Source organism: Nocardiopsis alba, from assembly GCF_000710955.1.
Lineage (GTDB): Bacteria > Actinomycetota > Actinomycetes > Streptosporangiales > Streptosporangiaceae > Nocardiopsis > Nocardiopsis alba.
Map to the genome: position 1 here is coordinate 144,598 of NZ_BAZE01000011.1, position 16,190 is coordinate 160,787.

Here is a 16,190-nt window from a genome sequence, read left to right on the forward strand (position 1 = left end):
CCGGGGTGCGGGAACGGACACGCAAGGAGCTCCTGAAGTACCTGCTGACGCAGGTGCGGGAGGAGCGCCTGGGCGTCGAACGGGCGAAGGAGTTCATCCGCGCCATCGAATCCCCCCAGAGCGCGGCGGGCTCGGGAGACGACCCGATCGCCGTGGTGGGGATCGCCTGCCGCCTTCCGGGCGCGTCGAACAAGGAGGAGTTCTGGGACAACCTCGCGGCGGGACGTGAGTCGATCGGCGACTTCCCCCCGGCTCGCATGGAGGATCTGCGCCGGGTCCTTCCGAACCCCACCGACCTCAGCCGGGGCGGGTTCCTGGACCGTATCGACCTGTTCGACCCGGAGTACTTCGGGATCCCTCCGCGCGCGGCCATGGAACTCGACCCCTACCACCGGCAGGTGCTGGAGGTCCTCATCGAGACGATGGAGGACGCGGGTCACGCCCGTGACTCCATGGACGGCGCTCCGGTCGGTGTCTTCGTCGGCAACGACCACTCGCACCGGTTGAGCATGTCCTATCTGCCGTTCCTTTCCGAGACGGACTTCGCGGCGTTCACGGGGTCGTGGCCGGGCATGCTGGCCGGTCGGCTCTCCTATCACCTGAACCTGCGGGGGCCCGCCTCGGTCACCGACACCGGCTGCTCATCAGGGTTGGTGGCGCTCGACTCGGCGATGAAGGCCATCCGCCAGGGCGACTGCGACAGCGCCCTCGTCGCCGGGGTCAACCTGTTCCTCTCCCCGGGAAGCCTCGGTAGCGAGACCGAATCGGGAGACCACGTGCGGGCGTTCGACGCCCGTGCGCGAGGCACGGTCTGGAGCGAGGCCGTCGTCGGTGTCCACGTCAAACCGCTGGCCAGGGCCACGGCCGACGGAGACCACGTCTACGGGGTCATCCTCGGCAACGCCGTGAACAACGACGGTCGAAGCAACGGCATCACCGCCCCCAACGCCCGGGCCCAGAAGGAGGTGCTCGTGAAGGCCTGGAAGCGGGCCGGCGTCCCGCCGGAGTCGCTGTCCTACATCGAAGCGCACGGAACCGGAACGGCCCTCGGGGACCCCATCGAGGTCAAGGGCCTCAAAGCCGCGTTCGGCGAGTTCACCGATCGCAGGCAGTTCTGCGCTCTGGGATCGGTGAAGTCGAACGTCGGGCACACGGTCGGGGCCGCGGGGCTGGTGTCGCTGGTCAAGACCGTCCTGTGCCTCGATCGCCGGAAACTCCTCCCGTCGTTGCACTTCGACGTCCCCAACCGGTACCTCGACCTCGTCGACTCGCCGGTGTACATCAGTTCCCGGTTCGCGGAATGGGAACCGGGAGAGACGCCCCGGCGGGCGGGTGTGAGCAGCTTCAGCCTGACCGGGACCAACACCCACGTGGTGCTCGAGGAGGCGCCTCCGCTCCCGCCACGACCGAGGACGGACGGGGAGCCCCACCTCTTCGTGATCTCGGCGCGCGACGAATCGCTGCTCGCACGGTCCGCGGCGCGGCACTTGGAGTTCCTCGACAGGAACCCCGAGTACCACCTCGACGACATCTGCCACACCATGCGCGTGGGCCGTGAGCACCAGCCGGTGCGGGCCGCCGTCCTCTGCGAGGATCGCGCCGCCCTGCGGGCCGGCCTGGAGCGCCTCCTCCGTCCGTGCGATGAGCACGAGGAGCCGTTCCCCGACGGGCGTACGGCCGTCCTACGCGGGCGCCCCGAGGCCTCCGCCGCCGACCGTGGGCGGCGGAGCGGAGGAGCCGCCCTCCCCTCCGGCGACGGAACCGACCGATGGACCGACCTCCCCGAACGGTTCCGGCGCCATCGGGACGTGGTGACCGCCTATCTCCTCCGTCGAGCCAGGCCCTTCGAGGCCCTCGAGGAGAGCGGCCGCCGGGTCCCGCTTCCCCCACAGCCCTTCGACCACGCCCGCTACTGGGACGAGACCGTGGTCGCGGCCTCGACGCCCCCCATCGGGGGCGGCGAGGGAGACGCGGCGGGCACGGGCCGTCTGCGGGAGGTCCTGGAACGGTGGGCACGGGGCGTGGACGGCTCCGGCGACGCGCCCGAGCCGCTCACGGCGCACACCGTCGTCGCGGCGGTGTGGTCGGAGGTCCTCGGCCACGCCGAGATCGGCGGAGACCAGGACCTCTTCTCCCTCGGGGGCGACTCCGTGTCCTCCCTGAAGATCGTCCAGTTGCTGAACGCGGAGTTCGACCTCGGAGTACCTCCGCCCCTGCTGCTGAGGACGCCGGTGTTCGACGACTTCGCCACCGCCGTCGCCGAGGAGTTCGGTCTCACCGAGGAACGGATCCGCGCCCACCTCGCCCGCGCCCCGGAGACCGCCGGAGACGGTGACGGCCCCGTCGGCGAAGAGCCCCGGGAGTACGAGCTCCCGCTCACCGCGTCCCAGCGGTCCATGTTCCACTCCTCCGACCTGGTGGCCGACTCGGTCGCGTACAACATCACCGGGCTGACGATCAGTGACGAGACGATCGACATCGCCCGTCTCGAAGCGGGTATGCGCGATCTCGTGCGCCGCCACGACAGCCTTCGCGCGACCTTCCACCTCGTCGACGGCGAACCGGTGCAGCGCGTCCACGCCGACGTCGAGGTCTCGGTGGAACATCGCCTCCTGGACGCCCCCGGCCCCGGAGAGAGCCACGAGGACCGGGCCCGGGAGCAGATGGCGTCCTTCGTGCGGCCGTTCCGGCTCGACCGGGGCCCGCTCTTCCGCATCGGCTGCTTCGACTTCGGTGACGGCGTGAGCTGCGTGGCGATCGACTTCCACCACATCGTCACCGATGGCACGTCGATGGGGATCCTCTTCCGCGACCTCGCGGCGATCGTGGAGGGGGCCGAGCTCCACGCGCCGACCCGCGGCTACCGTTCGGCGGTGATCGGACTGCTCGAACTGGAGGAGTCCGAGGAGGTCCTGCGCGGGCGCCGGTACTGGCGGGACCGGTTCGCCGACGGTGTCCCGGTGCTGGACCTGGTCACCGACCGGCAGCGGACCGACGCCGTCTCCGGGGCGGGGGCGACCCTGTTCACCGAGGCGGACGCCGCGACCCTCGACGCGGTGAAGGAGTACGCGCGAGCCCGTAACCTGACGCCCTCCATGGTGTTGCTGGGGGTCTTCCAACAGCTGCTGAGCCGGCTCGGCGGGCAGCGCGACGTCGTCGTCGGCATGCCCGTCCACGGTCGGCCGGACGCCGGCTACTCCGATGTCGTGGGCATGTTCGTGAACACGCTGCCACTGCGAACGTCCGTCGAAGGCGACCACGGTGTCGGTCGGTTCTACTCCGCCCTGCGGTCCACGGTGCTCGAGGCGTTCGAGCACCAGAACTGCCCGCTGGAACTGATCATCGAGGACCTGCGGCCGCCGCGTGAACCCGGGCGCCGTCCGCTGTTCGACACCTGCTTCGTCTACCAGAACACCGACATGGGTCTGGAGCACTCCGGGGAACGGGTGGTGACGTTCGACGACGGCAGCGCCAAGTACGACATCACGCTCAGCGCCCGCGAATCCGGCGGACGGCTGCTGATGGAGTGGGAGTACTCCACGGCACTGTTCCGGGAGGAGACGCTGCGGCTCTACGCCGACCGCTACATGACGCTGCTGCGCTCCGTCCTCGCCGCGGACGACTCGGACGCGTTGGGCACGCTCCCCCTGGTGCCGGAGCGGGAGACCGAGCTGATCCGGAGCTTCGCCACGACACCGTCTCCGCGGCCGGAGGAGCACGGTGTCGCGGGGCTCTTCGAGCGACAGGCCGCCATCGCACCCGAGCGCACGGCGCTGATCGCCGGTGACGAGCGGGTCTCGTACGGCGAGCTCAACGCGCGGGCGAACCGGGTCGCGCACCACCTGGCCCGGCAGGGGGCCGCACCGGGGTCGCCGGTCGCGATCCTCGCGGACCGCTCGCCGGAGATGGTCGTCGCCGTCCTCGGAGTGCTGAAGGCCGGGTGCTACTACGTGCCCCTCAACCCCGAGTTCCCCGGCGAACGTCTCGGCCTGATGTTGCGGGACTCGGGCGCGGAGTTCGTCGTGACCACGGCCGGACGGGCGGAACGGGCCGCCGGGTTCGCCGACGAACGGGTCCGGATCGTGGAGTCGGCCACGGCCGAGTCCACGGCCGGTCCCGAGGACGCCCTCGACCCGGGCCTGTCGGGCGGCGGCGAGGATCCGATCTACGTCATGTACACCTCCGGCACCACCGGTGTCCCGAAGGGCACGGTGATCCGGCACGAGAGCGTGCTGCGCGTGGTGCGCGGATCGGTGTTCTACACCGCAGGCCCCGACGACGTCTTCCTGTTGATGTCGGACTACTCCTTCGATGGGGCGGTCTACGACATGTTCGGCGCGCTCACGAACGGTGCGTCGCTCGTCGTCCTGGAACGGGCGCAGGTGCTGGACCTCGACCGGCTCGGTTCGGAGATCGAACGTCACGGCGTCACCAGCTTCTTCATCACGGCCACCATGTTCCACGCCCTGATCGACAACGTTCCGGAGCGCCTGGGAGGCATCCGTAGGTTGATCTTCGGGGGAGAGGCGGCCTCGCCCGCCCACGTCGAGCGGGCCTTCCGCCTCCTCGGCCCGGGACGGATCGCCAACGGCTACGGGCCGACGGAGTCCACGGTCTTCGCCGCCGTGCACGTCTTCGACTCCTATGAGGAGCGGGAGGCCGTACCCATCGGCCGTCCCATCAACGACACCTCGCTGTACGTCCTCGACGAGGCTCTGAGGATGCGGCCGATCGGGGTCCCCGGCGAGCTCTGCATCGGCGGCGCGGGGTTGGCCGACGGCTACCTGAACCAGCCCGGGCTGACGGCCGAGCGTTTCGTGGAGTCGCCCGACGTCCCCGGCGTCCGGCTGTACCGGACCGGTGACCTGGCCACCCTCCGGAGCAACGGGCTGTTCTTCTACACGGGCCGTATCGACCAGCAGGTCAAGCTGCGGGGCCACCGCGTCGAGACCGCCGAGATCGTGCACGCCGCGGTCGACGAACCGGACGTCCGGTGGGCTCACGCCGCGGTCCACGAGGCCGGCGAGGGCGGCGGAAGCCTCTGCCTGTGGGTCCGCTACGAGGACGGTGCCGAAGCCGACGAGGCGCGCCTGCGCTCCGTCCTGAGCCGACGGCTGCCCGACTACATGGTGCCGTCGTTCATCGTCCGGGTCGACGAGGACGTCCGCTTCACCGACAACGGCAAGCTGGACGTGGCGGCGCTGCCGGCTCCGGACCTCTCCGCGGCGGCGACCGCGACGCCGCCGCGGACCGGGGCCGAGCGGCGGATCGCCTCGGCATGGGAACGTGCCCTGGGTGCCGAGGTGGCCGACATCGACGCGAACTTCTTCGCCCTCGGCGGGGATTCGATCAAGGCGATCCAGATCGCGGCCGCGCTCAAGCGAGAGGGGCTGGTGATCCGGGCATCGGATCTGCTCGAGAACCAGACCGTGCGCATGCTGGCCGGGCGGGCGTCCGTCGACCGGGGCGAGGAACGGCTCCACGACCAGAACCCCGTGTCGGGGCCCTTGGTCCCCAGCCCCGTCCAACAGGAGTTCGTGGACGCGGTCGACGACCGCCACCGGGTCTTCACCCAGAGCGTGCTGCTCACCTCCGAGACCCCGCTGCCCGAACGGGCCCTGGTGGAGGCGGTCGAGCGGCTGGTCCGCTTCCACGACGCCCTGCGCGTTCGACTCGACGGTGACGCGCTGGTGCTGTGCGATCCCGACGCGGAACGATCGGTCCATTCCGAGACGGCGCCCGCCGGCCTGGCCGGGGAGGAGCTCACCGACTACCTGAGGACGCTCCAGAGGCGGGTGGACGTGGAATCCGGCCCCGCCGTCGCACTGGCGACGGGGCTCGGGGAGCGGGGCGAACAGTGCGCGCTGGCCGTCCACCACCTGGCCGTGGACGTGGTCTCGTGGGGGATCCTGATCGAGGACCTGCTGTCCTGCCTCGCGGACCCGTCCGCTCCGCTCGCCCCCAAGACCGTGTCGTTCCCGTCGTGGACCGCGGAACTGGCGGCACACGCGCGGGAAGGGGGATTTCGCGATCAGAGGCCGTACTGGACCGGCCTGGCCCGGCGGGCCGACGCGGCGGGAAGGATGTTCGACGAGGACGACGTCCGGCGCGCGGACACCGTCTCGGAAGTGCTCCGCTTCCCGGCGGCCGAGGTCAAGGAGGTGTTCGACGCGGCCCGCACGTCCCACGGAGTGGAGCCCGGTCAGACCGTCCTCGCCATCATCGCCCGTGCCCTGGGCGCCTGGCGGGACCGCGACCGGATCCTGGTCGCCCTCGAAGGGCACGGGCGGGAGCGGTTCTCCGAGGAGCGGGACCTGACCCGGACGGTGGGATGGTTCACCTCCGTCTTCCCCCATCTCGTGCGGGTCGAGGACGGGGTCGCGGACACCCTGCACGCCGTCCGCCGCTCGTTCGACCGGCTTCCCGGCAAGGGGTCCGGTTACGGTCCTCTGCGCCGATTCGACCCGGGGACGGGTGAGGACGGTGCCCTGCTCACCGGAATCCGTCCGCAGGTCGGCGTCAACTACCTCGGCGAGCAGGGCGGGCGCACGGAGGGTGTCGAGGTCGTCCATCTGCCGGCGGAGGTCACCGTCGACGAGGACCTCCGTTCCCCTCGGGTCCTCGACGTCATCGCCTGGCGTAGAGAGGGGGATCTGCTGATCGAGCTGCGTCATCCGGCGGCGTGGCGGGCCCGCGGAGACGACCGGGCCCTGGCCGACGCCGTTCGGAAGGAGTTCCACACCGTCCGTGACGCGGTGACGGCACCGGACCGGCCGGGCTTTCGCACCTCGTCCTCGGTCCGGCCGGGTGTGCTGGACGACATCCTCGCCGGTCTCGGAGGTGGAGAGCGGTGACGGTCACCGCCGGGCCCCGACCGGGCACGGACCCCTCCCCCTCGGAACCCGCGTCCTCGCCGCACGTGGCGTACAGAGAGAGCTCAGTTCATGATTGACACAGAGAACATCGAATCGGTCTCCGGCCTCGCCGCGATGCAGAAGGGCATGTTCTTCAGCTACGCCGTCGACACCGGATCCGACGCGTACGTGGAACAGTTCGACTTCACCGGTACCGGCGACGTGGACGCCGACCGGCTGCGCGAGGCGCTCGTGGCCACCTCGCGCCACTACAGCGTGCTGCGGACGGTCTTCTCCTTCGAGCGGACCGACGACCCCTACCAGCTGGTCCTCAAGGAGTGGCCGCCCCGGTTCGAGGTGATCGACCACCGCGACCGGGAGGACGCCGCACAGGCGGTCGAGGAGTTCAAGGCCGCCGACCGGGCCAGGGGCTTCGACCTCGGTGCGGACGTGCTGCTGCGGGCGGCGCTGCTGCGGACCGGCGACGGCCACTGGCACCTGGTCGTCACCTTCCACCACATCATCCTGGACGGCTGGTCGCTGGCACCGCTGTTCCAGACCTGGTTCGGGTACTACGACGAACTGGTCCGCACCGGTTCGCTCACCCAACGGTACGAGGACCGCCCGTACTCCGACTACGTCTCCTGGTACGAGGACCGGCACGACGAGGACGAGGCGCGGCGGTTCTGGACGGAGGCGCTGGACGGATACGAGCGTCCCGCGTCGCTCCCTCGGGACCGTCGCGGCGCGCCGTCCGCGGTGCCCGAGAGATCAGCGGACTACGTCGACGCGACCCATCGGTTCGAGCTGCCGCGGCACCTCCACGACGGTCTGGTGTCCCTCGCGCGTCGGCTCTCGGTGACGCCCAACAGCGTCTTCCAAACGGTGTGGGGCGTGGTGCTACAGAAGTTCACCTACACCGACGACGTCGTCTTCGGCAGCGTGGTCTCCGGGCGCAACGCCGACATGGACGGCATCGAGGAGATGCTCGGCCTGTTCACCAACACCCGGCCGGTGCGGGTGACGGCGGGGGAGGACACGGGGTTCGCGGACCTGTGCCGTGCGGTGCACGCGGACTCTCTGAGGGCGAGCGGCCACGAGCACTTCCCGCTGCACGAGGTGCAGAGCCTGTCGCCGCTGCGCAACGCGCTGTTGAACCACGTGATCGCCTTCGAGAACTATCCGCTGTCGGAGCGGCTGCGGGACTTCGGGGCGGGAGAGGGCGGTGGTCCTCGCCTCCACGGCGTCGAGGTCTTCGAGCGGACCGATTACGACTTCAACATCGTGGTCACCCCCGGCGCCCGCCTGGGTGTGGCCTTCCTCTACAACGCCGCCGTCCACTCGGACGGTCTGATGGAGACGCTGGAACGGTGCCTGGTCGCCGTCCTGTCCGCCGTGGTCCGGGACGCCGACGTCCGGGTCAGGGACATCGGAATGTGGGAGCCGGAGCCGCACGTGTCGGAGCCCGCGCCGACCGGCGCGGGTCGGATCCCGATCGATTCCTCCCTGGCGGAGGTGTTCGGGGAGGTCGTCCGTACGCGCGCCGACCGGACCGCCATGGTCTGGAGAGGCACGGAGTACACCTACCGGACCCTGGACCGCTGGTCGGACGCGGTCGCCCGGACCCTCATCGACCGGGGCGTCGGCGGGGGCACCGGGGTCGGGGTCCTGGCGGACCGCCGTCCCGAACTGGTGGTGGCCCTTCTCGCGATCCTCAAGACCGGGAACCACTATGTCCCGGTCGACGTCAAGGACGCCCCGGTACGCATCGAGACCGTCCTGGCCGACGCCGGGGTGCGACACCTGTGCACCGTCGCGGACTTCACCGACCTGGTCCCGAGCTCGGTGGAGGCCCTCCTGGTCGAAGGGCCCGGAGAGGACACCGGCCGGGACGCCCCGGAGCCGCCGAGGATCAGTGGCGAGGACCGCGCCTACCTCATGTACACCTCCGGGTCGACGGGCGTGCCCAAGGGCTGCTACATCACGCACCGCAACGTGCTCCGGCTCTTCGCCGACCAGGAGTTCGTGGACTTCCGCGAGGAGCAGTCCATTCTGTTCGTCAACTCGCCCGCCTTCGACGGAAGCACCCTCGAAGTGTGGGGGGCGCTGCTGAGCGGGGGGACGCTCGTCCTCCCCGACGACGAACTGGACCTGCTCGACGCCGATCGCTTCCGGGACACGATCGTCCGGCACGGAGTCCGGAACGTCACCATCCCGACGGTGCTCTTCAACCAGCACGGCGACCACGATCCGAAGATCTTCGCGCCGCTGCGATACCTGTGCGTAGTGGGCAGCGCGCTGTCGGTCCGACACGTCGCGAAGGTGGCCCAGGCCTGTCCGGACGTGAAGCTCGTCAACGGATACGGGCCGACCGAGAACACGGTGTTCTCCACGACGCACACCATCCGGCCGGAGGACCTCGAGGGTGCGCGCGTCCCCATCGGCCGGGCGATCGCCCATTCGACCGCCCATGTCCTGGACAACGGCCTGAACCCTCTGCCGCCGGGCGCGGTCGGAGAGCTGTGCGTCGGAGGAGAGGGCGTGTCCACCGGCTACCACGACCGGCCGGATCTGAACCGCGAGCGGTTCGTCTCCCTCGCGAGGATCCCCGGAGAACGCCTCTATCGCACCGGGGACCTGGTTCGCGAGCTTCCCGACGGCACCCTGGACTGCCTCGGCCGCATGGACGACCAGGTGAAGGTCGGCGGATTCCGGGTCGAGCTGGGCGAGGTGGAGAACGCCCTGTGCTCGGTCGAGGGAGTGAAGGAGGCCGTGGTGACCACCGTCGAGCTCGAGCACGGCACACGGCTCGCCGGATACTACGTGGCCGACGGGGAACTGACCCCCGACCGTGTGCAGCGGGAGCTGGGCACGAAGGTGGCCGGCTACATGATCCCCGCCTCGGTGACGCGGATCGAGGCCGTCCCGATCAACCGCAACGGGAAGGTCGACAAGGAGAGGCTGGAGAGCTCCCGTCTTCGCGCCGTGGCCGACCGCGCCCGCCGGGACCCGGGGCCGGCCCACGGCACCGAGCGGATCCTGCACGAGATCGTGGCGGACGTCCTCGAGGTCGACAGCGGTGACGTCGACGTCGAGCGGAACTTCTTCGACCTGGGAGTGACCTCGTTGACGCTGTTGGCGATCAGGAACCGGCTGCGCGCGAAGGCCGACCGCGATCTGCCGTTGACGTTGTTCTTCGAGTTCACCTCGATCTCCGCGCTGGCGGAGCACCTCGACTCGGGTTCGGTCGCCGGACCGTCCGTGGACGAGGAACCCGAGGACGAGCCCGAGCAGGAGCAGGCGGTAAGGACACAGCTGTTGATGGCCCGGATGATGGACGACAGTGAAGGGGGCGTCGACGATGTCCGACGCGACTGAGCCCGACTACCGGTACACCGGACTGGAGATCGCCGTCATCGGCATGGCGGGTCGGTTTCCCTCGGCCGCGTCGGTCGAGGACCTTTGGAGCAACCTGCTCGCCGGAGTCGAAGGGATCTCCCGGTTCGATGACGACGAGCTGATCGAGATGGGGGTCTCCCCGAAAGCGCTGGAGGACGAGCACTACGTTCGGGCGAAGGGCGTCTTCCCGGACATCGAGTATTTCGATTCGAGGTTCTTCAACTACACGCCCGCCGACGCGACCGTGCTCGACCCGCAGGTACGCGCCCTGCACGAGGAGGTCTACCACGCGCTCGAGGACGCCGGTTACTCCGCCGAGGGACGTAAGGAGGCCATCGGCCTGTTCCTGGGCGCGACGAACAACATGCCCTGGGAGGTCGACACCCAGCGGAGGTTCAACGAGGACGCGGGCTCGGCCTTCTCCGGCATGCAGCTCAACGACAAGGACTTCGCCGCGACCCGGATCTCCCACTCCCTCGGTCTGAGGGGTCCGGCCTTCACTCTGCACACCGCCTGTTCCAGCTCCCTCGTCGCCATCGACGTGGCGTGCCGCAACGTCTGGACCGGCTCGTGCCAGATCGCGCTGGCCGGCGGGAGCGGTCTGAGCCTGCCCCACAAGAACGGCTACCAGCACCGGCCCAACATGGTGCACTCCCCGGACGGGCACTGCCGGGCGTTCGACGCGGCGGCCGGCGGCACCGTCGAGGGCAATGGCGTCGGGATCGTGGTCCTCAAGCGGCTGGAGGCCGCGCTGCGCGACGGAGACCGCGTCTACGCGGTGATCAAGGGCTCCGCGGTCAACAACGACGGCACCCGCAAGGTCGGCTACACCGCGCCCAGCATCGAGGGGCAGGCGGAGGTCATCCGCAAGGCCCATCGCGTCGCCGGGGTGCAACCCTCCGAGATCTCCTACGTGGAGGCGCACGGCACCGGCACCGCCCTCGGCGACCCGGTGGAGATGGAGGCGCTGTCCAAGGCGTTCGGCCCCGGTGAACCGGACTCGTGCGGCGTCGGCTCGCTCAAGGCGAGCATCGGGCACCTCGACACCGCCGCGGGGGTCGCCTCGTTCATCAAGGCCTGCAAGGTGCTCAAGGAACGCACCATCCCGCAGAGCCTGCACTTCGACACGCTCAACCCGGGGATCAGGCTCGACGGCACTCCCTTCTACATCGCCGGGGAGCGACAGGAGATGCGGCGCAAACGGTCCGAGTCGGGGCGGGAACTCCCGCTACGGGCGGGCGTCAGCGCGTTCGGCATCGGCGGGACCAACGCCCACCTGGTGCTGGAGGAGGCCCCGGAACCCCGGCGTCCGGCCTCCGACGGCCGCGCCCACAACACGTTCGTGCTGTCGGCGGCCTCCGCCGAGGCGATCACGCGGATGAAGCGGGACTTCGTCGACCATCTGGCCGCGAACCCGGACATCGACGGCGCCGATCTCGCCTGGACCCTCCAGAATCGCCAGCGCGACCTGCCGTATCGCTACGCCGTCGGTTTCGGGGGGATCGGTCGGCTGAGGGAGCGTCTACAGGAGTCGTTGGACGCCGGAGACGAACCGGCGCACCTGCCCAGGAACGGGCGGCGCGACGTCTACCTCCTCTTCAGCGGGGCGGGCGCGCAGCACCTGCGTATGGCCCGCGGCCTCTACGAGACCGAGAGCGTCTTCCGGGCCCGTGTGGACGACTGCCTGGCCATCACCGACGAACTCGGAAGCCCGGTGGTGCGGGAGGTCTTCTTCGGCGAGACGGTGGCGCAGGAGAAGCAGCTGAACAACATCGCGGTCAGCCTGGTCCTGCTGTTCGTCGTCGAGTACTCGATGGCGCGCACGCTCCTCGACTGGGGGATCCGGCCGCGCGGGATGATCGGGCACAGCACCGGCGAACTGGTGGCCGCGTGCGTGGCCGGGGTGTTCTCCCTGGAGGACGGGCTCCGGCTGGTGCTGACCCGGGGCTCTCTGGTGGACACCACCCCCGAGGGCGCGGTGACCTCGGTGAAGGCGTCCGAGGACACGATCCGGCCGATGCTGACCGACGAGCTCTCCATAGCGGCGGTGAACGCGCCGGAGGACTGCACCGTCAGCGGCGCCTCCGCCGCGATCGCCGCGTTCGAGGAGCGGTGCGCCGAGCAGGGGATCACCTTCACCCACGTCGAGGCGGCCCACGCGTACCACTCGCAGTACATGGAGCCGATCCTGGAGGAGTACCGAGAGATCGCCTCGTCGGTGGACCTCAGAGCGCCCGAGATCCCCTACGTCTCGAACGTGACGGGTACGTGGGTGACACCGGAACAGGCCACCGATCCCGACTACTACTGCGAGCACATCCGACGCACGGTCCGGTTCAAGGACGGCGTGGAGACGATCATGGAGCGGGGCGACGCCCTGTTCGTCGAGGTCGGGCCGGGGAAGTCACTGTCGTCGTTCGTACGCGGTACCGCCCGGGGCACGCGGACCGGTGCGATCAATATGCTGCGCCACCGGTTGGAGGAGGTCGACGACGGCGAGCACCTGGCCACCGCGATCAGGAAGCTGTGGGAGGCGGGCGTCGCGCTGGATTGGCCGGCGTTCCACAAGGGCCGAGCGCCGAGCAAGGTGCGGCTCCCGCTCTACGCCTTCGACCGGACCGAGTACCCGATCGACATCGGCGAGTTCCAACAGCTCCTCTCCACGGCCGACGACCGGCCGCGCCCCGTCGTCGAACGGCGGCCGGTGTCCGTTCCCGCCACCGGAGCACCGCGGCACGCGCTCCAGCTGACCTGGTCCTCCGCTCTGCTCCCGGACTCGGGTGAGAGCGGCAGGCACAGGGTGCTCCTCGTGTTCACCGAGGACCGGTCGCGGATCCGGCGCGTGATGGACGAGGTGCCGTACTGGACGCCGCTCTACGTCGAGTTCGGCGGGGAGTACCGGTTCGACGGGGCGGTCGGCGCCCGCGTTCGTCGAGGCCATGAGGACGATCTGCGGAGGTTGGCCGCGGACCTGGAGGAACACGCGCTGGTCGGGGACACCGTGGTGGTCCACCATCGGCCGGGCGCGGACGCGTCGGTACTGGTGCGGCGGCTGTGCGACGTCGTATCCGGTCTGCGGGACAGGCCGGTGCGCGATCTGGTGCTCTTGGAGACCGTCGCCCCCGCCGGCCCCGAGGGTCCACCGCTGCCGGAGATGATCGGCCTGAACCTGGAGTACCCGCACCTGCGGGTCCGGGCGCTCGGATGCGACACCGCGCTGACCGCTCCCGGCGGCCCGAGGGCCTGGAGCGAGAGCCTGCGCAGGGAGCTGGAGGCGGAGAGGGAGGAGGCCGTCGCCGCTCGTTACCGGGACGGCGGCCGGTTCGTTCCCGCGATGGTGCCGCTGCACGGTCATCGTGGTCGGTCCGCGGCCCGTTCCGGCCGGACGGTGGTCGTGTGCCCGGTCGACGCGGTCGACGACGTGCTCTCGGCGACCGGCCCCGAACGCAGCGTCGACGTCCTGCCCTTCGCCGTCGGCGCGGACGGGCCGACGGAGGCCGGGGCCCGGACGGAGGGACGGAGCACCGTCATGGCCGCCGTCACCGGACGTACGGGGGAGGACACCACGGAAGGTCTGATCTCCCGGCTCCGCGCTCTGAAGGGGACGACGCACCTGGTGCTCTGGGACACGTCGTTGCGGGACGCCGCCCGTACCGGCTCCGACGCCTCGGACGCTCCGGACCCGGGGACGCTGTCGCGCCGCCTCCGCGAGGCCGGGGACGAACTGGGAACCTCGTACGGCGTGGTGTCGCGTGCCGACCTCGACCGGTTCGAGTGGAACGCGGACGTCACCGCCCGGTTCGCCCGGAACGCGGTGACCGACGCGGAGGCCGACGGCGTGCGACTGTACTCGTTCGGGCGGCTCGATGACGGGGACCCGTCGGTGCTGGACCTGCTGTACGAGATGCGTGTCTCCGGCATGCGGACGGGCTACCACGGGCTGGACCTGCTGGAGACGGCGGCGACACGGAAGGCGATCGGGGAGCCGGAGGAGTCCGGCGCGGTCGACGAACGGAGCTCCGTCGCGGCGGTGATCGAGCGGGAGATGGCCGACCTGCTCGGCCTGGAGGGGATCGACGCGCGCGCCGATCTGTTCGACACCGGGCTCGACTCACTGAAGCTGATCCAGTTCACCAGCGCCCTGGAGCGGCACGGTTACACCGTTCTGGCCAGCGACGTGCACAGCCATCCGACCATCGGCGAGCTGGCCGGGCTGCTCGCCCGATCGGACAAGCAGGTCAATCAGGAGTGCGACTCGCTGGAGAGCGCGGCGGCCCTGCTCGGAGAGCGCCTGGAGAGCGGATGCGCCCTCTATGAGATCACCGCCGGAGCCGACGAGGAGGAGTTGGTCGTCCTGTTCGTCGACGGCTTCCGCGAGGAGGACCGGGTGTCGATCGTCAGGAGGATCAACGAACTGCGATTGCCACAGGCCTTCACACCGCACTACATCCTGCCGAGGGAGGCCGAGCGGGACTTCCTGGCCGGACGGGACTTCGCCTCCCTGCGGCTCGGCGGCGACCCGACCCGGGAGGGAGGCCTGGACCGGCTGTTCGGCGAGATCGACCGGCGACAGGAGGACATGCGGCGCTCGATCCTGTCCCGGCCGGTGCGATGGACCTATCCCATCAGCGGGACCCAGAAGCACTACTTCTCACGCGGGGCGCGCCCGCAGTTGTACCTGGTGCAGTTCCGTGAGCTGATCGACGTCGACGTGCTGGAGCGTGCGCTGGGCGACGTCGTCGGACGCCACGGGCTCATGCGCAGTGTCCTCGTCAGATCCCTCGGACGGAGGATGTGGAAGGAGCACGAGCCCCCGATGACGTTCACGCTGCCCCGGATCGATCTCTCGGCGCTCCCGCTGCGACGCCAGGAGGAAGTACGGGCGGAGCTGGTCAAACGTGAATGGAATGTCGACCTCAAGACCGACACGATCCTGTACCAGGCGGTGCTGGTCAAGTACAACGAACGCAGCTACGACATGATCTTCCAGTTCGACCACTCGATCTTCGACGGTGCGTCCGGTCAGGCCTTCCGCGCCGACCTGGTGAAGCGCTATCAGGAACTGGCGGAGGGGACGACCCGGGCGCTGCCCCGCACGCGTAGCTTCCGGCACCTGAAGGAGCAGACGGGCAAGGGCCCGGTGGGTATCGGCGCCGACGAGATCATCGAGAGGTTCGATCTCGAAGCGTGGGGGCGGTACGGCAAGGAGATCCTCGCCGCGTCGGAGGGCCGGGGGACCGGCCGGATGTGCGACGTCCGCTACTCGGTCGACCTACGGCGCCTACAGAGCGGTGACGGAGAGGACGTCGAGCCGTTCTCCCTGGTCCTGTACCTCTACGCGCGTCTGGTGGCCCGACTGCTCGGCGTCGACAAGGTCGCGCTCGACCTGGTCTTCAACTCTCGTGTGTACGAGGACGTGGACTACTCCGGGGTGATGGGGATGGTGGCGGACGTCCTGCCCCTGGTGGTGTCCGGAGAGCAGGGCGTTCGTGAGGACCTGGAGGTGCTCATCCAGCAGAAGTTCCAATCGATGAACAAGTTCAACGTCAACTTCTCGAACCTCGTCACGGGCCCGCTGACGGCGCTCAAGTACGGGAAGGTCTTCCAGACGACCAAGGAGGCCCGGGGGACCGGGTTCCGACCGTCGTGCATGCTCAACTTCGCGGGCAGCACCGAGGCCGAGTACGACGCCATCTGGGACATGACCCTCGAACTGCTCACCGAGGACCAGGACACGCTCGACTACGCCGACTGCTACTGCGTGTCCAAGGTCAGCGGGACCCGACAGGACATCGTGATCCTGTCCACGTGGGTCGAGGACCCCGCCGAGGTGGTCTCCATCCTCGACGAGGAGGTCGAGTATCTGGCGCGGAGGGCCGCGGCCGAGTCCGGGGAGTCGGACGTGAACGTCGAATCGGAAGGTGCCCGGTAATCCTT

General features: G+C 69.8%; 3 protein-coding genes. All 3 read left to right on the top strand.

The window, feature by feature from the left end; all coding sequences use genetic code 11:
• The first annotated feature begins 5 nt into the window (after positions 1 to 5).
• The 3 genes from TR33_RS19590 (at position 6) to TR33_RS19600 (ending at position 16,185) form a co-directional block, all read left to right on the top strand.
• The gene (locus TR33_RS19590) at positions 6 to 6,854 is read left to right on the top strand and encodes a non-ribosomal peptide synthetase (protein ID WP_234305893.1); all 6,849 of its coding nucleotides are present in this window, start codon (positions 6 to 8) and stop codon (positions 6,852 to 6,854) included.
• A gap of 90 nt (positions 6,855 to 6,944) precedes the next feature.
• Positions 6,945 to 10,232, top strand: a complete 3,288-nt coding sequence (locus tag TR33_RS19595) for a non-ribosomal peptide synthetase (RefSeq protein WP_042284631.1) — start codon at positions 6,945 to 6,947, stop codon at positions 10,230 to 10,232.
• The gene (locus TR33_RS19600) at positions 10,216 to 16,185 is read left to right on the top strand and encodes a type I polyketide synthase (protein ID WP_042284634.1); all 5,970 of its coding nucleotides are present in this window, start codon (positions 10,216 to 10,218) and stop codon (positions 16,183 to 16,185) included. Before TR33_RS19595 ends, TR33_RS19600 begins: the two co-directional genes overlap by 17 nt.
• Positions 16,186 to 16,190: the final 5 nt, after the last annotated feature.